General features: G+C 60.1%; 17 protein-coding genes. 7 read left to right on the forward strand and 10 right to left on the reverse strand.

Annotated features, from left to right (window positions below):
• Window positions 1–117 precede the first annotated feature (117 nt).
• From B3I26_RS03330 to B3I26_RS03345, 4 genes are all read right to left on the reverse strand, one after another.
• Complete coding sequence (locus tag B3I26_RS03330; RefSeq protein ID WP_296255084.1) at window positions 118–1,101, reverse strand: FecR family protein; 984 nt, start codon at window positions 1,099–1,101, stop codon at window positions 118–120.
• A gap of 2 nt (window positions 1,102–1,103) precedes the next feature.
• Window positions 1,104–1,622: an RNA polymerase sigma factor gene (locus B3I26_RS03335; RefSeq protein ID WP_296255057.1), complete on the reverse strand. Its 519-nt coding sequence runs from the start codon at window positions 1,620–1,622 to the stop codon at window positions 1,104–1,106.
• Window positions 1,623–1,863: 241 nt separating this feature from the next.
• Window positions 1,864–2,583, reverse strand: coding sequence for a 3'-5' exonuclease (locus B3I26_RS03340; protein WP_296255059.1), 720 nt, complete (start codon window positions 2,581–2,583; stop codon window positions 1,864–1,866).
• 10 nt (window positions 2,584–2,593) lie between these two features.
• The gene (locus tag B3I26_RS03345; protein ID WP_296255060.1) at window positions 2,594–4,528 is read right to left on the reverse strand and encodes a putative nucleotidyltransferase substrate binding domain-containing protein; all 1,935 of its coding nucleotides are present in this window, start codon (window positions 4,526–4,528) and stop codon (window positions 2,594–2,596) included.
• 225 nt (window positions 4,529–4,753) lie between these two features.
• Here B3I26_RS03345 and B3I26_RS03350 point away from each other — a divergent pair, with 225 nt between their 5' ends.
• Window positions 4,754–5,200 (forward strand): response regulator, encoded by a 447-nt coding sequence (locus tag B3I26_RS03350; protein ID WP_296255061.1) that lies wholly within the window; start codon window positions 4,754–4,756, stop codon window positions 5,198–5,200.
• A 139-nt stretch (window positions 5,201–5,339) separates the two neighbouring features.
• Here the strand turns inward: B3I26_RS03350 and B3I26_RS03355 are convergent, their stop codons facing one another.
• The gene (locus tag B3I26_RS03355) at window positions 5,340–7,517 is read right to left on the reverse strand and encodes a malate synthase G (RefSeq protein WP_296255062.1); all 2,178 of its coding nucleotides are present in this window, start codon (window positions 7,515–7,517) and stop codon (window positions 5,340–5,342) included.
• A gap of 474 nt (window positions 7,518–7,991) precedes the next feature.
• Between B3I26_RS03355 and B3I26_RS03360 the strand changes: the two genes are divergently transcribed.
• Window positions 7,992–8,510 (forward strand): glycine cleavage system protein R, encoded by a 519-nt coding sequence (locus B3I26_RS03360; protein WP_296255063.1) that lies wholly within the window; start codon window positions 7,992–7,994, stop codon window positions 8,508–8,510.
• 224 nt (window positions 8,511–8,734) lie between these two features.
• On the opposite strand, the gene rarD is transcribed toward B3I26_RS03360, so the two are convergent.
• The 5 genes from rarD to B3I26_RS03385 form a co-directional block, all read right to left on the reverse strand.
• A complete protein-coding gene (gene rarD, locus B3I26_RS03365) occupies window positions 8,735–9,628 on the reverse strand; it encodes an EamA family transporter RarD (RefSeq protein WP_296255065.1) in 894 nt (297 codons plus the stop codon).
• Between the two features lie 248 nt (window positions 9,629–9,876).
• Window positions 9,877–10,851 (reverse strand): serine/threonine protein kinase, encoded by a 975-nt coding sequence (locus B3I26_RS03370; RefSeq protein WP_296255067.1) that lies wholly within the window; start codon window positions 10,849–10,851, stop codon window positions 9,877–9,879.
• A gap of 216 nt (window positions 10,852–11,067) precedes the next feature.
• Entirely contained in the window at window positions 11,068–12,996 is a 1,929-nt protein-coding gene (locus tag B3I26_RS03375) for a PhoX family protein (protein WP_296255068.1), read from the reverse strand.
• A 105-nt stretch (window positions 12,997–13,101) separates the two neighbouring features.
• A complete protein-coding gene (locus B3I26_RS03380; RefSeq protein ID WP_296255070.1) occupies window positions 13,102–13,866 on the reverse strand; it encodes a TOBE domain-containing protein in 765 nt (254 codons plus the stop codon).
• Between the two features lie 125 nt (window positions 13,867–13,991).
• Window positions 13,992–14,726 (reverse strand): ComF family protein, encoded by a 735-nt coding sequence (locus B3I26_RS03385; RefSeq protein ID WP_296255071.1) that lies wholly within the window; start codon window positions 14,724–14,726, stop codon window positions 13,992–13,994.
• A gap of 107 nt (window positions 14,727–14,833) precedes the next feature.
• Between B3I26_RS03385 and bioB the strand changes: the two genes are divergently transcribed.
• The 5 genes from bioB to bioD all read left to right on the forward strand — a co-directional run bounded on the left by bioB (window position 14,834) and on the right by bioD (window position 19,465).
• The gene (gene bioB / locus B3I26_RS03390) at window positions 14,834–15,889 is read left to right on the forward strand and encodes a biotin synthase BioB (RefSeq protein ID WP_166595644.1); all 1,056 of its coding nucleotides are present in this window, start codon (window positions 14,834–14,836) and stop codon (window positions 15,887–15,889) included.
• Window positions 15,890–15,942: 53 nt separating this feature from the next.
• Window positions 15,943–17,133 (forward strand): 8-amino-7-oxononanoate synthase, encoded by a 1,191-nt coding sequence (gene bioF / locus B3I26_RS03395; RefSeq protein WP_296255073.1) that lies wholly within the window; start codon window positions 15,943–15,945, stop codon window positions 17,131–17,133.
• Window positions 17,126–17,857, forward strand: a complete 732-nt coding sequence (locus B3I26_RS03400; RefSeq protein ID WP_296255075.1) for an alpha/beta fold hydrolase — start codon at window positions 17,126–17,128, stop codon at window positions 17,855–17,857. The genes bioF and B3I26_RS03400 overlap by 8 nt, the downstream gene beginning before the upstream one ends.
• On the forward strand, window positions 17,850–18,698 hold the full coding sequence (gene bioC / locus B3I26_RS03405) for a malonyl-ACP O-methyltransferase BioC (protein WP_296255076.1): 849 nt from the start codon (window positions 17,850–17,852) through the stop codon (window positions 18,696–18,698). Before B3I26_RS03400 ends, bioC begins: the two co-directional genes overlap by 8 nt.
• Before the next feature lie 86 nt (window positions 18,699–18,784).
• Window positions 18,785–19,465 carry a dethiobiotin synthase gene (gene bioD, locus B3I26_RS03410; RefSeq protein ID WP_296255077.1) on the forward strand — a complete coding sequence of 227 codons (681 nt, stop codon included), beginning with the start codon at window positions 18,785–18,787 and terminating at the stop codon, window positions 19,463–19,465.
• Window positions 19,466–19,636 lie beyond the last annotated feature (171 nt).

Here is a 19,636-nt window from a genome sequence, read left to right on the forward strand (position 1 = left end):
GAACGCGTTCGATTTAACTCGCCCGGATCGTCTGGGTTGACTGCCGATTCCGAACAGACCGCCAGCAAGCGGTACTCCTATGCCCTCCGGGCAGAAAAGAGCCTGTATTGCGCAGGATCACAACTTGCGAGTCTGTTTCTCATCGCTGGCGACGACGGTCACCCACCACTGCGTGCGCGCTTCGATTGTCACGGGCAGTGTGGGCATCAACGCCTTCAGGGCAAGGTCAGTGTCGTTGAGCGGGAAGCTGCCGGTAATCCGCAAATCGGCCACTTCTGGTGCAACGCCCAGATGGCCTTGCCGATAACGGCTGATTTCCGCAACCACGTCGCTGAGCGGGGCGTTGTCCACCACCAGCATGCCGCGCATCCAGGCATCCGCGCCTGGGGCCATCGCCACCATCGGCCCAAGGCTGTGACGTTGAATCAGCATCTGCTGGCCTTCGCGCAAGATCATTTCGCTGGCGGACGCCTGCGGGTGCGCCGCGACGGCCGATTGCAGCACGCTAAGCAGGGTCCCATCGTCACGGCGCTTGACCAGAAATTTCGTACCCAGCGCCCGCATCTGGCCTTCAACGGTCTCGACGATGAATGGCCGAGGGTCTTCGTGGCTGCCGGTTTCGACGAAAATCTCGCCTTCCTGAAGAATGACCCGGCGCTGCCTTGCGTCGAATCGCACATCCAGCGCGCTGTGGGTATTGAGGTGAATGAGGGTATTGTCCGACAGCCTGATGGTACGTTGTTCACCGGTGGCGGTGCGCTGGTCTGCCAACCAATAGTGGACCGGCAACAAACGATCACCCAGAAACAGCGTCAGCCCCAGCGCCAATGCGAAACCGGCCACTCCGCGCCCCAGTTTGCGCACCTGTCGGCCAAGGGCCTCGCGAGAGCGCATCAGTGCCGAGCGTGCCGGGCCTGTGGTGCGCACGAAGCGTTGATCGAGTATCCCCAGTTGCGTCCATGCCCGAGCGTGTTCCTCGCTGGCGGCATACCACTTGGCGAACTCGTCTCGCTCGGCCTCGTTGCCCTGTCCGCGGTCCAGGCACAACTGCCAGGCGATAGCTGCGTCCAGTACCTGCGAGGAAACCGGCCGTGTGGTGATGCTCATGTCGGCTCGCCATACAGCGCGATGTAACACTGGCGCATGCCCTGAGCCAGGTATTGCCGGACCCGGGGAACGGAAACGCCGACCTTCTCGGAAATTTCAGCGTGGCTCAAGCCATCCAGGCGGTTGAACAGGAACGCTGCACGCGCCTTGCTCGACAGCTTGCCGAGCATGCGGTCTATGGCTTTGAGGTCTTCGAGAATCAGTTGCTGTTCTTCGAGTGACGGTTGCTCGCCTTCCGGAACCAGCATCAGCTCGTTGAGGTAGGCCTGCTCCAGCGCTGCGCGGCGGAAATGGTCGAAGAGCAAGCCTTTGGCAACTTGAACGAGAAACGCACGGGGTTCGCGCGGCGCATCGAAGTGCTCACGGCCCAGCAGACGAATGAAGGTGTCCTGACTCAGGTCTTCGGCGCGGTGCGGGCAGGCGACGTTACGCTTGAGCCACGCCAGCAACCAGCCACGATGGTCGCGATAGAGCGTTCCGACAAGCTGATGTTGAGGACTTTGAAGTGACGACACGAGCGCCCCGAGGAGAACAAAGTAACTAACGAGAATTATTCGCGATTGTGTCAGAGCCAGTGAATGCTGGCAATGGCTCGCATTGTAAGGCGCTGAACGGCGCCTTTAATGTAGGAAATGGCAACAGATGGGGGAGGCTGCGCCGCAATCTTCTGTAGCAGCCCGGCCCGCCGGCGGCAGTGATTCAACGGAAGTTATCGCCGCCGCGCCAGTACAGAGTCCTCAGGGTAAAGGGGACACGTCAAAACGAATGCGACTGCCGCCCGCGTCTCCATTTCGCCAGACCTTGTTGCAGCCGCGCCGGGCTGTCCATGTCCTGACGCCGGGCATGGCTTAACAGGATTAGCGCCAACTCGGCGGTCACCAGCGCATCAGCGCTGGCGTGATGGCGTTGCTCGGCCTGCAGGCCAAAAAAACCGGTCCAGTCATCGAGCCCGGCCTGGCGCAGGCACGCCTGTGGAAACAGTAGCGGCGCGAGTTCGGCGACGTCCAGAAATGCATGCTGCAGCGTGTAGCCCAGGCTTTCCTTCAATGCGCGGCTGATCATGTGCTGATCGAAGGGGGCATGAAACGCCAACAGCGGACTGTCATCCACGAATGTCATGAAATCCAGCAACGCTTCAACCGGCTCGCTGCCCGCTGCGATGGCACTCGGTCCCAGACCGTGAATCAACACGCTTGGGCTGAGCTTGTGATCGGGTCGCAACAAGGTGCGCTCGAACAGCTGGCCCAGATCGATGGCGCCGTCCTCGATGACCACGGCGCCGATGGACAGCACTTGGTCACGGTTCATGTTCAGGCCACTGGTCTCAAGATCCAGCACCACCCAGCGTTGCTCGCGCAGTGACTTTTCGCTAAGCGCGGTGGCGCGAGGCAACTGGCTCAGGCGCTGCAGGTGTTCGGGTGTCAGGTCGGGCGTCTTGCCGCGTTTGGCTGGCTTGAGCCATTGGAACAGGTTCATGGGCGGTCGCTTAAAGTTGGTAACGCACGGTCAGGCTGGTTTGCAGCCGCTGTGCCTGGCGAAACGATTCGCGCAAGATTCGCCGGTCCAGATGGTTGAGCACATCAGGATCGATCCGGTTGGAATACGGCAGGTTCTGTCGGCTCTGCTGCTGGTGGCGCTGCATGCGGGTTTGCTGAATGAAGTGGTACGCCTCTTCGTAGGCGGCGCCGTCCAGCGGGTCGATGACTTCCTTGGTGACCAGTTGGCGCAGGCGTTCGAGGGTATTGTTCGCGGCAATGCCGTTGGCCAGCGCGAGCAAACGCGCACCGTCCACAAAGGGTGTCAGGCCTTGGGTCTTGAGGTCCAAGGTGTCCTTCTCGCTGCCTTTGCGCGCCACCACGAAGTCCTTGAAACGCCCCACCGGCGGTCGCTGACGCAACGCGTTGTCAGCCATCATGCGCTGAAACAGTGTGTTGTCCGCCACTTGCCCCAGGATGCTCTGGCGCAGTTGCTCAGCGCCGCTCTCATTGCCCCATACCACGCGCAAGTCGAAATAAATGCTCGAAGACAGCAGGTTCTCAGGCGTGGCCTCGCGAATGAACGAGCCAAAACGCCGCCCCCACTCGATTCGCGACAGGCACAACTGAGGGTTGCTGGCCATGATCCCGCCCTTGCACAACGCAAAACCGCACTGCGCCAAACCCTGATTGATCCGCTCGGCGATCGGCAGCAAAAGCCCGCGAATGCGCGCGGCCTCGGCTGCGTCGGGAGCTTCGAACAGGATGCCGTTGTCCTGATCGGTGTAGAGCGTCTGCTCGCGCCGGCCTTCGCTGCCGAAGCACAGCCAGCTGAACGGGATGCCAGGATCGCCTCGTTCTTCCAGGGTCAGCTCGATGACGCGGCAGACCATGTGATCGTTGAGCAGGGTGATGATCTGTGTGATCTGTGTCGATGAGGCGCCGTGCGCCAGCATTCGGTCCACCAATTGGACGATGTCGCCCCGCAGGTTGCTCAACGACTCGATACGCGGCGCGTTGCGCAGGGTCCGCGCCAGATGCACCAGATCCACCCGTTGCAGGGAAAACAGGTCGCGCTCGGACACCACGCCGCACAAGCGCTGATCTCTGACCAGACAGACATGGGCGATATGGCGCTCGGTCATGGCAATCGCCGCATCGAACGCGCTGGCGTCGGGACTGAGATAGAAGGGCGCTTGAATCATGTGGTGACTGATCGGCTGGCCGAAGTCAGCGTTGACGTCCGCCACGACTTGCCGCAGATCGCGCAGGGTGAAAATCCCCAACGGTGCATTAGCTTCATCGACGATAACGATGCTGCCCACCTGTTGCTCGTCCATCTGCTTGACCGCCACGCGCAGCGCTGTGTCCGGCGAGCAGGTTACCGGGTGACGCATCGCCAGTTCTCCCAGGCGCGTGTTTAGCGAATACTGAGTGCCGAGTGTTTCCACGGCCTTCTGCTTTACTTGCTGGTTGACCTGATCGAGCAGGCTGCTGACGCCGCGCAGGGCGAAGTCGCGGAAGGCGCTGGAGAGGGCGAACAGCTTGATGAACGCCTGTTTGTTCAGCTGCAGGCAGAAGGTGTCTTCGGCCGCCCGATGCTCGGTTCGCGTGGCGCGTTCGCCCAGGAGCGCCGCAAGGGGGAAACACTCGCCGGTGGTGATTTCGAAAGTGGTTTGGGTGCCGCCCTTGGCCGCATGCGGCCGTTCGCCGACAACACGGCCTTGTTTAACGATATAAAAATGCTCTACTGGCCCATCGCCAGGCTTGATGATGCTCTCATCCGTAGCGTAGAAACGCAGCTGGCATTGTTCAACCAGATACGCGAGATGAGCATTCTCTATCTGATTGAATGGCGGGAATTTTTGCAGGAATTGCATGGTGCCGTGGATGTTCTGCAATATGGCCGTCTTGCCAGCCTGGGTGAACGCGTCCGCTTTGCTCATGACCGATACCGCTTGTTGTTATGGCGTCATGGTCGGCGGCTTATCGGGCAGTTCCCATTGGACGTAAGTCTTAGGTCGCGGGAAAACGCGTTGGAGCGCAAAGCGCGGTGGTGTACAACCACAGCATGCGCAGGTCGCAATGGCCTGGCAGGGAGCAACAAAGTGCGCAACGTATTCAGTCTGTTTGCGCTGTCAGAATGAAGTCGACGGGAAGATGAGACGGGTATGTTCGATCACAACATTTTGAGTGATGAAGAGCGCGAGGCCCTTAACGAGGTGATGCTTGCGCCTCCATCGCAGTCGCCACAACGGGTGTTGATCGTCGATGACGACAAGGATGCTCGGGAAATTCTTTCCGAAATCCTCAGTCTTAACGACATCACCTGTATCACTGCTGCTGGCGGTACAAGCGCCATGCACCTGTTGCAAACCCGGCCCTCCATTGCGCTGCTGATCACCGATCTGCGAATGGCGCCTTGCAATGGCCTGGACTTGATCCGGCAGGTCAGGGATTCGGATCGGGCTGCGATGCCGATCATCATCGTGTCGGGCGATGCGCATGTGCGCGACGCCATCGATGCCATGCACCTGAGCGTGGTGGACTTCCTGCTCAAACCGATCAATACCAAGCAGCTGTTGCGATTGGTCAAACGGGAGTTGGGGATGGAGTAGGTTCACCACCGGCGCAGTGTAGCGGCTTGCCCGCGATGCACTGTGCCACGCGATATAGATGTTGTTGACCGACCGCAGTCGCGGGTCATGAAAGAGGCGGCGTGCCATGCAGGCACGCCGCCTTTTTATTGCTGCTGAATTACAACCCGTTTTTCGCCTTGAACTCCCGACGACGACGATGCAACACAGGTTCTGTATAGCCGTTGGGCTGCCTGGTGCCTTCGATCACCAGTTCCACCGCCGCCTGGAAGGCGATGTTGCTGTCGAAGTTCGGTGCCAGAGGGCGATACAGCGCATCGCTGGCGTTCTGACGGTCAACGACAGGTGCCATGCGCTTGAGGCTTTCCATCACCTCCTGTTCGCTGACTACGCCGTGACGTAACCAGTTGGCAATGTGCTGGCTGGAGATACGCAGCGTCGCGCGATCCTCCATCAGGCCAATGTCGTTGATGTCCGGCACCTTCGAGCAACCCACGCCCTGGTCGATCCAACGCACCACGTAACCGAGGATGCCCTGGGCGTTGTTGTCCAGTTCGTTCTGGATCTGCTCGGCCGTCCAGTCGGTATTCGGCGCCAGCGGGATGGTCAGGATGTCATCGACCGACGCGGGTGCGCGCTGCGCCAGTTCGGCCTGGCGCGCGAACACGTCAACCTTGTGATAATGCAGTGCGTGCAAGGCCGCTGCGGTCGGCGAAGGCACCCACGCGGTGTTGGCGCCGGCCAGCGGGTGAGCGATCTTCTGTTCAAGCATGGCCGCCATCAGGTCCGGCATCGCCCACATGCCTTTGCCGATCTGTGCGCGCCCTTGCAGGCCGCACTTCAAGCCGATATCGACGTTGGAGTTCTCATAGGCACCGATCCATTTTTCGGCCTTCATCTGCGCCTTGCGCACCACCGGGCCGGCTTCCATGGAGGTGTGGATTTCGTCACCGGTGCGATCCAGGAAGCCGGTGTTGATGAACACCACACGCTCGCTGGCGGCCTGGATACAGGCCTTGAGGTTGACCGTGGTGCGGCGCTCCTCGTCCATGATCCCGACTTTCAGCGTGTTGCGCGGCAGGCTCAATACCTCCTCGATGCGACCGAACAGCTCGTTGGTGAACGACACTTCTTCGGGGCCGTGCATCTTCGGTTTGACGATGTAGACCGAACCGCTGCGGCTGTTGGCGCGAGAGGTATTGCCCTTGAGGTTGTGGATCGCAGCCAGACTGGTCAGCAAGCCGTCGAGAATGCCTTCCGGCACTTCATTGCCCTGCGTGTCGAGAATCGCGTCGATGGTCATCAGGTGACCGACGTTACGCACGAACAGCAGCGAGCGACCATGCAGTGTCACCGGTTCGCCCTGCGGCGAGGTATACACGCGGTCGGCGTTCATGGTGCGGGTGAAGCGCGTGCCGCCCTTGGATACCTCTTCGGACAGATCGCCTTTCATCAGGCCCAGCCAGTTGCGGTAGACCACCACCTTGTCGTCGGCGTCGACCGCAGCGATGGAGTCTTCACAGTCCATGATGGTGGTCAGCGCTGCTTCCATCAGCACGTCTTGGACGCCCGCCGCGTCGGTCTGGCCGACCGGGCTTGTGGCGTCGATCTGGATTTCGAAGTGCAGGCCGTTGTGCTTGAACAGAATCGCGGTCGGCGTGGACGCTTCGCCCTGGAAGCCGATCAGTTGCGCGTCGTCGCGCAGACCGGTATTGCTGCCGCCCTTGAGGCTGACGATCAACACGCCGTTGGCGATTTGGTAGCGGGTGGAGTCAACGTGGGAACCAGCGGCCAATGGCGCGGCTTCGTCGAGGAAGGCGCGTGCGAAGGCAATGACCTTGTCGCCGCGAACCTTGTTATAACCTTTGCCTTTTTCTGCGCCGCCTTCTTCCGAAATGGCGTCTGTGCCGTACAGCGCATCGTACAGCGAACCCCAGCGGGCATTAGAGGCGTTCAGCGCGAAGCGGGCGTTCATCACCGGCACCACCAGCTGTGGCCCGGCCATGCGTGCGATTTCTTCATCGACGTTTTGCGTCGTGATCCGGAAGTCCGCCGCTTCTGGCAACAGATAACCGATTTCCTGCAGGAAAGCCTTGTATGCCGCGGCGTCGTGGGCCTTGCCGGCATTGGACTGGTGCCAGGCATCGATGCGCGCCTGGAAGTCGTCACGTTTGGCGAGCAGGGCTTTGTTCTTCGGCGCCAGCTCGTGGATAAGCTTGTCGGCACCGGCCCAGAACACGGCGGCTTCGATACCGGTTTCAGGAAGGGCTTCGTTGTTCACGAAGTCCAGAAGGACTTTGGCGACCTGAAGACCACCGACTTGAACGTGTTCAGTCATTGCTTGCCTCACTCTGCTCAGCTATCTGCGCTTCATTCTCGAGCGCGCTTTTGTTAAAGCCATCGACATCACTGCTCTCCCAGGCAGCCACCATTGCTGGCAGTTGAGCCGGGGCACCTGACGGAAAGGGCGGATTGCGCTTTGCAGAACAGGTTTCACTGGAGCAGCGATGCTGGGTCAGGCATCTTCCCGATCTTTATGTAGTGAACGCGGCGGAATACTACATGATGAATTGCGATGTGAAAATCGGACTGGAAATGTCACCGAGCGACCAGATTTAAACAATTGGTCACCCCGGAGCTGCATATGTTCTCAAAAAAACTGTGAATTGTTCCAGATAATTATAAAAGTGGTACACAAATCGTCGCTCAGGCAAGTTCCACGGTGCGTCTCCAAGTCTTGCCTATACTTGCGCGACCCCCGTGCACGCGTGCAAAACCGGGCAGTAGACCTATCTAGAAGAGGGAGTCGACCGTGGATCATCTCATTGTCACCGTATTTGCCCCGGATAAACCCGGCCAGGTCGAACAGATCGCATCGTGCATTGCAAATCACGGTGGTAATTGGCTGGAAAGCCGCATGACGCACATGGCCGGGCAGTTCGCGGGCATTCTGCGCGTCGATGTGCCCGCCGAGTCTCAAGCGCGGTTGCGCGATGCATTGCAAAGCCTGTCCGCCTACGGCATCCGCGTACAGTTTGCCGAGATCGGGACCGAGCCCGCGTCGCACTTTCAGCACATCCACATGGAACTGGTGGGCAATGATCGCCCTGGCATTGTCCGCGACGTCACGCGATTGCTGACTGAGCAAGGGGTCAACGTCGAGCGCCTGGTGACTTATGTGGAGCCAGCACCCATGAGCAGTGAAACCCTCTTTCGCGCCCATGCGTTGCTGGGCTTGCCGCCGACCTTATCGAAGGACACGTTGCAGGAGCGGCTTGAGGCGTTGGCGGATGAGTTGATGGTGGAGTTGAGGATCGAGGCCGAGGAGTGAACGAGGCCTGTCACTTATCCAGATTTATCGTGAGCCTGCCTGTGGATAACCTGCGGATAGCACCGTGAGGCCCACGTGGATCACGGACTCGCACCCTTTGATCAAAAAATGAGCAAGTTCAGCGGATTGTGCACAGATAACCTTGGTGGGGCTGTGGATAACCTGAGTAAATCTCCCTGCAGGCCATGTGTTAGCTGGTCTGCCGCTTGTTGTGCATTATTTGATCAGCTTGTTCCGCTGCGACGGGGGGCCGTCCATGCATCGACGCTATAAATAATCAGACCCGCCCAGATGAAGCAGAACGTCACCACGGTGGTTGAAGGCATGTGTTCACCGAAGATCAACACCGCCAATGCCAGCACCAGCGTTGGGGCGATATACTGCAGGAAACCCAGCGTAGAGTAGGGCAGATGCCGGGCGGCCGCGTTAAAGCACACCAGGGGTATCAGCGTGACAGGGCCCGCGGCCGCCAGCCAGATAGCCTCTGAGGTCGTCCAGAATTCAGCCTGTGCACTGTGCGCCGTAGGGTGGAACAGCAACCAACCGACTGCCAGCGGCACCAGAATCCAGGTCTCTACCACCAGCCCTGGCAGTGCTGCGACCGGCGCCTTTTTGCGAATCAGCCCGTAGAAACCAAAGGTCAACGCCAGCGCCAGCGAGATCCATGGCAGGCTGCCTACCTGCCAGACCTGTTGCACAACGCCAATGAGCGCCAGGATTACCGCCACCCACTGCAATGGACGCAGTCTTTCGCGCAGCAGCACCATGCCCAGCATGACGTTGATCAGCGGGTTGATGAAATAACCCAAACTGGCCTCGACCATGTGGTTGTTGTTCACCGCCCAGACATAGATCAGCCAGTTGGCCGCAATCAGCGACCCGCTCACCGCCAGCACGGCAAGGCGCCGGGGGTTGTCTCGCAGTTCCCGCCACCAGCCCGGATGTTTCCACACCAGCAACAGCAGCGAGCCGAAAATCGCTGACCAGATTGCGCGATTGACGATGATTTCTACAGAAGGCACTTGAGCAAGCACCTTGAAGTAGATCGGAAACAATCCCCAGATGATGTAGGCGCTAAGGCCAAGAATGTACCCGCGACGCGGGTTGGCAGCTTGCATGGGTGGTCCTTCGGCAAGTTTTTTATGGTGTTAGGAGGTACTGAACTGCGTGCGATCTGTTTCTGCCCAAAGGGCGTGGGAGCGTCGCTTGCCAGCGATCTGGCGCGCAGCGGCAGTAAATCTGGCTGATTCGGTGTAACTGACTCGACAAATACGCCTCGATTGCTGCCGCGTCCGGCAAGTCGGGCTGATTACGATCCGTAGCAGGACGAACGCCTACGCCCTTCGGGCGGAAGCGTCCACGCGCTTCAAAACAACTTCAACGGCTCCTCATTCAGCGCGGCCAGTTGCTCGCGCAACGCCAGCACCTGATCGCCCCAATAGCGTTCGGTGCCGAACCAGGAAAAGCTGTGAGGAAACGCCGGATCGTCCCAACGGCGGGCGAGCCAGGCGCTGTAATGCAGCAGGCGCAAGGCACGCAGTGGCTCGATCAACGCCAGCTCGCGCGGGTCGAAATCGTGAAATTCGTTATAGCCGTCCATCAGTTCCGACAGCTGACTCAAGCAATCCTGGCGATCACCGGCAAGCATCATCCAGATGTCCTGCACCGCCGGACCCATGCGGCAGTCGTCCAGGTCGACGATATGAAAGATCTCGTCGCGGGTCATCATGTTGCCGGGATGGCAGTCGCCGTGCATGCGGATGTTCTGATGCGGCGTGGCAGCGTAGACGTCTTCGACCCGCTTGAGCAGGTCCTTGGCGACTGACTCGTAGGCGGGCAGCAGGCTGCGCGGTATGACATTGTTTTCCAGCAGGTAATTCAGCGAATCGTGCCCGAAGTTCTTCACACCCAACGCTTCGCGGTGTTCGAACGGGCGAGTGGCACCGACGGCATGAATCCGGCCCAGCAGTTGGCCGAGGCGATAGAGCTGTTCGAGATTGCCTGGCTCAGGGGCCCGGCCGCCGCGACGCGGGAACAGGGTGAAACGAAAGCCTGCGTGTTCGAACAAGGTCTGGCCGTTGTGAATCAGAGGCGCAACCACTGGGATTTCCACGTCGGCCAGCTCGGCAGTGAAGCTGTGTTCTTCGAGAATGGCTTCGCTGGTCCAGCGATTAGGACGGTAGAACTTGGCAATCAGCGGCTGGCTTTCATCGATACCAACCTGATAGACGCGATTCTCGTAACTGTTGAGCGCAAGAATACGCGCGTCGCTGACAAAACCGATGCTTTCAACGGCATCCAGCACCAGGTCGGGTGTGAGTGTTGCAAACGGGTGGGCCATGCTAACTCCTGCGCGCAGCAGGCTGCCGCGTCGGGCCAGTCATGGTAACGCAGAGCGAGGTCATTGCGATCAATGGATTAAAACCAGACCGCTGTCGCGCTGCCGCTGATGGCGTAGCAATCCGCTTGCCGGCTGTGGCGGCGGTGGGATCTGCCACCGGCGAGCCGGACTGCTATTGGGCGTTTTGTGATCCGTTGAATCAGCCAAACCGGCCATTCAAGCGCCGATCACCCCACCATCTTCCCGCGTGATCACCATCACCGATGACCTTGGCCTGCCATTGGGCAGGTGCTCGGGGAAGGTCGAGCCGCCTTTTTCGCCGGGGTGCTGAATCCCCACGAACAGCGCTTTCTGGTCCGGGGCGAAGCTGATGCCAGTCACTTCACAGCCCACCGGGCCGACCATGAATCGGCGAATCTCGCCGCCCGCGGGATCGGCGCAGAGCATCTGGTTATTGCCCATTCCGGCAAAGTCCCCGGCGTTGGAGTAATCCCCGTCGGTCAGGATCCACAGCCTCCCCGCCTTGTCGAACCCCAGGCCATCCGGGCTGTTGAACATGTTCTGCGGGGTGATATTGTGCGACCCCGCCTGCGGTTTGCCCGCGTGTACACCCGGATTGCCTGCGACCACGAATAGATCCCAGGCAAAGTCCATCGACGCTGCATCCGCGCCGGTTTCCTGCCAGCGCAGAATCTGACCGTACTGGTTCTTCTCACGAGGATTCGGCCCGCCGACCGGCTGGCCGTCTTCACCGCGTCTGGTGTTGTTGGTCAGCGTGCAATAAACCTGACCGTCGCTGGGGCTCACCACGATCCACTCCGGGCGGTCCATGCGCGTCGCTTTGACCAGGCTGGCGGCCAACCTTGCGTGAATCAACACTTCGGCCTGACCGGCGAAACCATTGGCGGCGTCGATGCCGTTCTTGCCATGGGTCAGCTCAATCCACTTGCCCTGGCCTTTCGGGCGGTCCGGGTTGCCGTCGCCATCATCGAACTGCGCCACATACAAGGTGCCATGATCGAGGATGTCGCGATTAGCCTTCGGGTTCTCATGGTCGACCTTGTCGCGGCTGATGAATTTGTAAATAAACTCGCCGCGTTCATCGTCGCCCATGTACACCACCACGCGGCCATCTTGGGTTTCGGCAAGCGCTGCGTTTTCATGCTTGAAGCGGCCCAGCGCTGTGCGTTTGACGGGCGTGGACGAGGGATCGAACGGATCGATTTCCACCACCCAGCCGTGGCGATTGAATTCGTTGGGGTTCTTTGCCATATCGAAGCGCGGATCGTGAGGATGCCAGTTCACCTCCTTGCTGGTGGCGACCACGCCGTAACGCTTGGCAGCTGCATCGAATGTCTGAGCAGGATTACTGCTGCCGAAGCAGTCGGTGAAGTTCTCTTCGCAGGTCAGGTACGTGCCCCAGGGCGTCTTGCCGTTGGCGCAGTTCTGGAAGGTGCCCAGTACCGCTTTGCCAGTCTTGTCGGCTTCGGTCTTCAGCCACTCATGACCGGCTGCGGGGCCGCTGAGCCGAATTGGCGTGTTGCCATGAATGCGCCGGTTGTATTTAGAACCCTGAGCGAACGTCCACTGACTGCCTTGGCGCCTCACCTCGATCACCGAAACGCCTTCGCTGGCCAGCGCCTTGTGCACATCGTCGGCCGATTGCGGGTCTTTGCCGTGATCGAACAGATAGCGGTAGTTGGTGTACTCGTTATTGATCGCCATCAGCGCACGCGTGGCGTGGTCGGCATCGTCACCGGGGAACGTGAACAGGCTCATGCCGTCGTTGTTATCGCCGAATTGTTGCTCCTGCGCTAGGGCTGTGCCTTTGCCACTAGGGTCGAAGGCTGGGCCACCGGCATGCAGTGGCTGCCCCCAACTGATCAGGACGGAGGATGTGTAGCCCGGCGGCAGGCTGATGTTGTCGGCGGTGGAGGAGGGGATGCTGTCGAAACCGAGCAATGCGCTGTTTGCGGCACTGACGCTGGCGGCCATCACGCTACGGCTGAGTACATTGCCACCCAGAAACAGCGCGGCGCCACACAGGGCGCCGGCGCTGATAAAGCCCCGACGAGTGAGGCCGGCGCTGTCTTTTAGCACCAGCGTTTCGAGGTCGGTGGGTTGGTGTTCTTCGAGTAATTTCATCACGGGCTTCCTGCGGTTTTGGCGCAAACCTTATTCAGCCCGCATGACGCTATTGTGTCCGTTTGATAATGAGACTCGCTTTTTGACGCGGCGTGGCGCGCAAACCTATAGCGGCGTGCCGATCAGTACATAAGAGGGCGCGAACTGCACCTTCACTTCGCTACCCACCTTCAGATTCAAGGCCTTCAGGTGATCGGGCTCGGCGACCGCACACAACGTCTGGCTGCTGGACAGGCCGATCCTGACCTCGCTGGGGCCTTCTTCGCCGTCGAGAATTTCATCGATTTTGCCGCTCAAGCAATTGTATCCAGTTGTTGCCGACTGCTCGGGTGGCAGTAGCTCCAGCCAACTGGCTTTAATCAGCGCGAAGACATCAGTGCCGGTGTCCAGCTCCAGTCGCAAGGTGCTGTCGTGAGTGATCTGCGCCTGGAGTGAGAGACCGCCTGCCAAGGTCAGCCTGATCATGTCATTGCGTCCAAACGGCGTAATGTCGGCGACCTGGCCGTGGAGCTGATTGCGCGCGCTGGTGCGCAGCATCAAGCGGCTGAGCAGCGCCAGGTCGCTGGATTCCTCAGGCGTCTCCAGCAATTGGGTCTGCAGCGCCTGCAGGCGTTGGTAAAGCCGCAACACCCGCTCACCTTCCGCCGATAACCGCGCGCCGCCGCCACCACGCCCGCCGACGCTGCGCTCGACCAACGGCTTGTGCGCCAGGTTGTTCAACTCGTCGATGGCATCCCACGCCGCTTTGTAACTGAGTCCGGCACTCTTCGCCGCGCGGGTGATCGAGCCCTGTTCGGCAATGTGCTGCAACAGCGCGATGCGGTGCGGGCGGCGGACCATGTGTTGGGTGAGGGAAGGTGGTAGCGACATTGGCAGGATTTGTTTTGAGAAAAGAGCGTCGAGTGTAAGGCACTTTCCTCAAGGGCAACACGCTCCACCGACGCCGTCCGGCTTGCAGGCGGCGGCAATCTTGCCGATACGCCAGATTGAGATGATCAGTCGCCAGGCTTCGGCGTCCTTGCCAGGCAATACACATCCACCCTGTCTGCCCCCGCCCTGACCAGCAACCGGGCAATTGCGTCAGCAGTGGAGCCGGTGGTCAGTACATCATCGACCAGCGCCACATGCTTACCCTTCACATCAGCAGGCTCGGCCAAAACAAACGCTTCTCGCAGATTGCGCTTGCGCGCCTTCGCATCCAGCCCCTGTTGCGCAGGTGTTTCCTTTATGCGCTTGACCAGCCGTTCATCCACCGGCAAGCGCAGTTGCTCGCCCAGCCAATTCGCCAGCATTGCGGCCTGGTTGTACCCGCGCTGCCGCAATCTTTTATTGGCCAGCGGCACTGGAATCATCATGTCGGGTCGCGCAAGACCTTCATCGAAGCGGTGTTGCAACGTCAAACCGAGCAGTTCGGCGAGCAGCCGACCCAACGGCCACTTCCCTTGATGCTTGAAACGTGTGACCAGCACGTCGATGGGGAAGTCGTAAAGCCACGCAGCGATGACTTCGTCGAACGCCGGAGGTCGGCGCATGCACTGCAGGCAGGTCAGGCCAGACATCGACAGCGGCAGCGCGCAGCGCTCGCATTGATCAGTCAGCCACGGTAAGTCGCTTGCGCAGGCCGTGCAAATTGAAGTGTCCGAGTCGGTCTGCTCGTCGCACAGCAGGCAGATTTGTACGTTTTTTAACCAGATGTAAACCTGGCGTCCGTTGTGCAGTTGACAGCGCATGTCTCTTCCTTAAATATGCCGAACATCCGTGTTGCGCCTGTGGACTTTAGGGTTTGTCGCTTGAGCCGAACCGCCCGGGTATTGCCGAAAACATCAAGGAGCCGCCCATGAGCGCCAGCATTAATGCCACTTTGCGTCACGACTGGACCTTAGCCGAGGTCAGGGCGCTGTTTACACAGCCCTTCAATGACCTGCTGTTTCAGGCGCAAACCGTGCATCGCGCTCATTTCGACGCTAACCGCGTTCAAGTCTCCACCCTGTTGTCGATCAAGACCGGCGCCTGCCCGGAAGACTGCAAGTACTGCCCGCAATCCGGCCACTACAACACCGGGCTTGAGAAAGAAAAGCTGATGCAGGTCCAGCAAGTGCTGGAAGAAGCTGCGCGCGCCAAGGCCATCGGTTCGACCCGTTTCTGCATGGGGGCTGCCTGGAAGCACCCTTCGGCCAAAGACATGCCGTACGTGCTGGAGATGGTCAAAGGCGTGAAGGCCATGGGCCTTGAAACCTGCATGACGCTGGGCAAACTCGATCAGGATCAAACCAAAGCCCTGGCCGACGCCGGCCTGGACTACTACAACCACAACCTCGACACCTCGCCGGACTTTTACACCAGCATCATCACCACCCGCACTTACAGCGAGCGTCTGCAGACTTTGGCTTATGTGCGCGATGCAGGCATGAAGATCTGCTCAGGCGGCATTCTTGGCATGGGCGAGTCGCTGGACGACCGCGCCAATCTGCTGATTCAACTGGCCAACCTGCCAGAGCACCCGGAGTCGGTGCCAATCAACATGCTGGTAAAAGTGGCTGGCACGCCGCTGGCCAATGCCGAAGACGTCGATCCTTTCGATTTCATCCGCATGCTCGCCGTGGCGCGCATCCTGATGCCGCAGTCCCACGTGCGTTTGTCTGCGGGCCGCGAAGCCATGAATGACCAGATGCAAGCCTTGGCCTTTTTTGCTGGCGCCAACTCGATTTTCTACGGCGATAAGCTGCTGACCACTGCCAACCCACAGGCCGATAAGGACATGCTGCTGTTCTCGCGCCTCGGCATCCAGCCCGAAGCGCGTGAGGAGCATTCCGATGAAGTGCACCAGGCGGCGATCGAACAGGCTTTGATCGAACAGAAAAGCAGCGAGATGTTTTACGACGCCGCGGTTTGATTCGTCACCGATTCTGCTGCATGAAATGCGCGATCTAACGCCTTGAGGCCTGCATGTCTTTCGATCTGAGCGCACGTCTCGCTGCCCGTCGTGCCGAACATCTCTACCGTCAGCGTCCGCTGCTGCAGAGCCCGCAAGGCCCTGAAGTGGTGGTCGACGGCAAGCCGTTGCTGGCTTTCTGCAATAACGACTATATGGGGCTGGCGAACCACCCCGATGTTGTTGCCGCATGGAAAGCCGGTGCCGAGCGCTGGGGTGTCGGCGGCGGGGCTTCGCATTTGGTCATCGGCCACAGTACCCCCCACCATGAACTCGAAGAAGCCTTGGCCGATCTAACCGGTCGTCCGCGGGCGTTGCTGTTCTCCAACGGCTATATGGCCAACCTTGGCACTGTCACGGCGCTGGTGGGACAAGGCGGTACGGTGCTGGAAGACCGCCTCAATCACGCCTCGCTGCTCGATGCCGGGTTGCTCAGTGGCGCGCGCTTCTCTCGCTATCTGCACAACGATTCCGAGAGCCTAAATGGCCGCCTCGAAAAGGCCGTTGGTGACACCCTGGTGGTGACCGACGGCGTGTTCAGCATGGACGGCGACATAGCCGATTTACCTGCGCTGGCCAAGGTAGCAAAAGCAAAAAACGCTTGGTTGATGGTCGATGATGCCCACGGCTTCGGGCCGCTTGGCGCCAATGGGGCGGGGATCGTCGAGCACTTTGGCTTAAGCATGGATGAGGTGCCGGTGCTGATCGGCACCCTTGGCAAATCGTTTGGCACGGCAGGCGCCTTTGTCGCCGGCAGCGACGAGCTGATCGAAACCCTGATCCAGTTCGCCCGTCCCTACATCTACACCACCAGCCAGCCTCCCGCCCTGGCCTGTGCGACCCTGAAAAGCCTGGAATTGCTGCGCCGCGAGCACTGGCGCCGTGAGCATTTGCGAGCACTGATCAAGCAGTTCCGCGACGGTGCGCGGGCGCTGGGCCTTACATTGATGGACAGTTTCACGCCAATTCAGCCGATTCTGATTGGCGACAGCGCGCGCGCCTTGCGTTTATCCCAAATGTTGCGCGAGCGCGGGTTGATGGTCACGGCAATCCGCCCACCCACCGTACCGGCCGGGGGCGCGCGTTTGCGTGTCACCTTGTCCGCGGCCCACAGCGAGGCTCAGGTGCAGCTATTGTTGCAAGCACTGGAGCAGTGTTTCCCGCTGCTGGACACGTGTGAATCGGTGGAGCCGCGATATGCGTGATCGATTGATCCTGCTGCCGGGCTGGGGACTTGGCGTTTCGCCACTCGAGCCCTTGGCCGCAGCGTTACGCGGGCTGGACGAACATCTGCGGGTCGAGATCGAGCCATTGCCTGATCTGGATAATGACGATCTGAGCGACTGGCTTGACGAACTCGATTCGACCCTGCCTGACAACGTCTGGCTGGGTGGCTGGTCCTTGGGTGGCATGCTTGCCGCTGAATTGGCAGCGCGACGTGGCGAGCGCTGTTGTGGCCTGACAACCTTCGCCAGCAATGTATGTTTCGTGGCCCGCAGCCAATGGCCAAACGCGATGCCGCAGGCTGACTTCGACGCATTCATCGCCGGCTGCAAGACCGATCCTGAGGTCACGCTCAAGCGCTTCAGTCTGTTGTGTGTGCAGGGCGCAGAGGAGTCCCGTGCATTGTCGCGGCAGCTCAAGGCTGGCGCGCCCCACGGCACCAGCAACGGTCTGATCGAAGGCCTGAAACTGCTCGAACAAATGGACACCCGATCTGCATTGCAAGCCTATCGCGGTCCGCAACTGCACCTGTTCGGCGGGCTTGACGCATTGGTACCCGCCGAAGCTTCGGCGGATCTGCTCAATTTGTTGCCCGATATCGAAGTGGGCGTGATCGAACGGGCCAGCCACGCGTTCATCCTGGAGAACCCCCACGGCGTGGCTGCAGCGGTCCAGGCGTTCCTACATGAGTCCGGTGATGACTGATCTTTCCCATTGCGCGGTATTGAAGGCCGTGAGACAGCAACAGGCGAACACCCAAAGCGCGCTGCCAGACAAGCGTCAGGTGGCAGCGTCTTTCTCCAGGGCGGCGCCGAGCTACGACAGCGTTGCGGATCTGCAGCGTGCGGTCGGCAGCGAATTGATGTCGCGCCTGCCTGAAATGACGCCCGCCCGCTGGCTCGATTTGGGCAGCGGTACCGGTTATTTCAGCCGGACGCTGGCGCAGCGGCTGCCCGGCAGTGAAGGCGTTGCGCTGGATATTGCCGAAGGCATGCTCAACCATGCCCGACCACTTGGCGGTGCGCAGCATTTCGTAGCAGGCGATGCGGAAAATCTGCCGTTGCGCGAAGAGAGTGTTGGGCTGATGTTCTCGAGCCTGGCTGTGCAATGGTGTTCGGATTTTGCCTCTGTGCTCGCCGAAGCCGAGCGGGTCTTGCAGCCGGGAGGTATTTTCGGCTTTGCCAGTCTGTGCGTCGGCACCCTGTATGAACTGCGCGACAGCTGGCAAGCAGTGGACGGCATGGTGCACGTCAATCGCTTTCGCGAGTTCGAGCAATACCAGCGACTTTGCGCTGCCAGTGGCTTGCAGGTGAGCAGCCTGAACGTGATGCCGCACGTGCTGCATTACCCGGATGTACGCAGCCTGACCCACGAGCTAAAAGCGTTGGGCGCGCACAATATCAACCCGGGTCGTCCGGGAGGATTGACTGGCCGGGCACGCATTCAGGCGTTGATGGCGGCCTATGAAGGGTTCCGCCAGGAAGAAGGTTTGCCGGCGACCTACCAGGTGGTTTACGCCGTGCTGGAAAAGCCGGCTGCTGTTTAAACAATGACCGGTTTGGCGATCGCGGGTTAGCGGGCGCTATAGTAAGTGAGCAATACTTTGAAATATCTGAACGGATGGTCGCCAAGATGAGCGCTGCATATTTCATCACGGGAACCGATACCGATGTTGGCAAAACCACCATTGCCACAGGGCTGCTGTATGCGGCGCGACAATCCGGATTGAGCACGGCGGCGGGCAAGCCCGTGGCTTCGGGCTGCGATGTTAAGTCCGAGGGCCTGCGTAACGCCGATGCGGTTGCATTGCGTGCCGAATGTTCGATCGCGCTGACCTATAACGAGGTCAACCCGCTTGCCTTCGAGCCGGCCATCGCACCTCACCTGGCTGCTCGCGAAGCCGGCGTTGCGCTTACCGTGCAATCGCTGCTCGGCCCGATGCGCCACATTCTCGACAAGAAAGCAGACTTCACCCTCATCGAAGGCGCCGGTGGCTGGCGCGTGCCATTGGCGGATCGGGCCAACTTGTCCGATCTGGCGATTGCACTGGGGCTGCCAGTGATTTTGGTAGTAGGCGTGCGCTTGGGCTGCATCAGCCACGCGCTGCTGTCTGCCGAAGCAATTGCCAATGACGGTCTGCAGCTGGCGGGGTGGGTGGCGAATATCATCGACCCGAAAACTTCACGGCTGGAAGAAAACCTCGCCACCCTCGCTGAGCGTCTACCGGCGCCCTGCCTGGGGCGCGTCCCGTATATGAAGAAAGCCACGTCGGAGGGCATTGCTGAGCATTTGCATCTGGAACTGCTGGACTAGGAAGAGAGCGGCACGGCGCTTTTGGCTGATCGCCGCAGGCGACCGGGTTGCTGATGATCCAGCGCGAAGCGGTGGCAAAATCATACGATTCGGTTGCATTAGGCGCACCGTGTGCACCGGTTTTACTGCCGCTTCGCGGCAGATCGCCGGCAAGCCAGGCTCCTACGCCCT

The sequence above is a fragment of the Pseudomonas sp. UBA5706 genome (assembly GCF_002419965.1).
Lineage (GTDB): Bacteria > Pseudomonadota > Gammaproteobacteria > Pseudomonadales > Pseudomonadaceae > Aquipseudomonas.

Bases quoted from the DNA above. Each gene is read 5' to 3' on its own strand.
- bioC (WP_296255076.1), top strand. From the start codon at position 17,850: ATGACTGATCTTTCCCATTGCGCGGTATTGAAGGCCGTGAGACAGCAA.
- bioF (WP_296255073.1), top strand. From the start codon at position 15,943: ATGTCTTTCGATCTGAGCGCACGTCTCGCTGCCCGTCGTGCCGAACAT.
- B3I26_RS03345 (WP_296255060.1), bottom strand. From the start codon at position 4,528: ATGAGCAAAGCGGACGCGTTCACCCAGGCTGGCAAGACGGCCATATTG.
- B3I26_RS03340 (WP_296255059.1), bottom strand. From the start codon at position 2,583: ATGAACCTGTTCCAATGGCTCAAGCCAGCCAAACGCGGCAAGACGCCC.
- B3I26_RS03380 (WP_296255070.1), bottom strand. From the start codon at position 13,866: ATGTCGCTACCACCTTCCCTCACCCAACACATGGTCCGCCGCCCGCAC.
- B3I26_RS03400 (WP_296255075.1), top strand. From the start codon at position 17,126: ATGCGTGATCGATTGATCCTGCTGCCGGGCTGGGGACTTGGCGTTTCG.
- B3I26_RS03370 (WP_296255067.1), bottom strand. From the start codon at position 10,851: ATGGCCCACCCGTTTGCAACACTCACACCCGACCTGGTGCTGGATGCC.
- B3I26_RS03355 (WP_296255062.1), bottom strand. From the start codon at position 7,517: ATGACTGAACACGTTCAAGTCGGTGGTCTTCAGGTCGCCAAAGTCCTT.
- B3I26_RS03385 (WP_296255071.1), bottom strand. From the start codon at position 14,726: ATGCGCTGTCAACTGCACAACGGACGCCAGGTTTACATCTGGTTAAAA.
- bioD (WP_296255077.1), top strand. From the start codon at position 18,785: ATGAGCGCTGCATATTTCATCACGGGAACCGATACCGATGTTGGCAAA.
- rarD (WP_296255065.1), bottom strand. From the start codon at position 9,628: ATGCAAGCTGCCAACCCGCGTCGCGGGTACATTCTTGGCCTTAGCGCC.
- B3I26_RS03350 (WP_296255061.1), top strand. From the start codon at position 4,754: ATGTTCGATCACAACATTTTGAGTGATGAAGAGCGCGAGGCCCTTAAC.
- bioB (WP_166595644.1), top strand. From the start codon at position 14,834: ATGAGCGCCAGCATTAATGCCACTTTGCGTCACGACTGGACCTTAGCC.
- B3I26_RS03375 (WP_296255068.1), bottom strand. From the start codon at position 12,996: ATGAAATTACTCGAAGAACACCAACCCACCGACCTCGAAACGCTGGTG.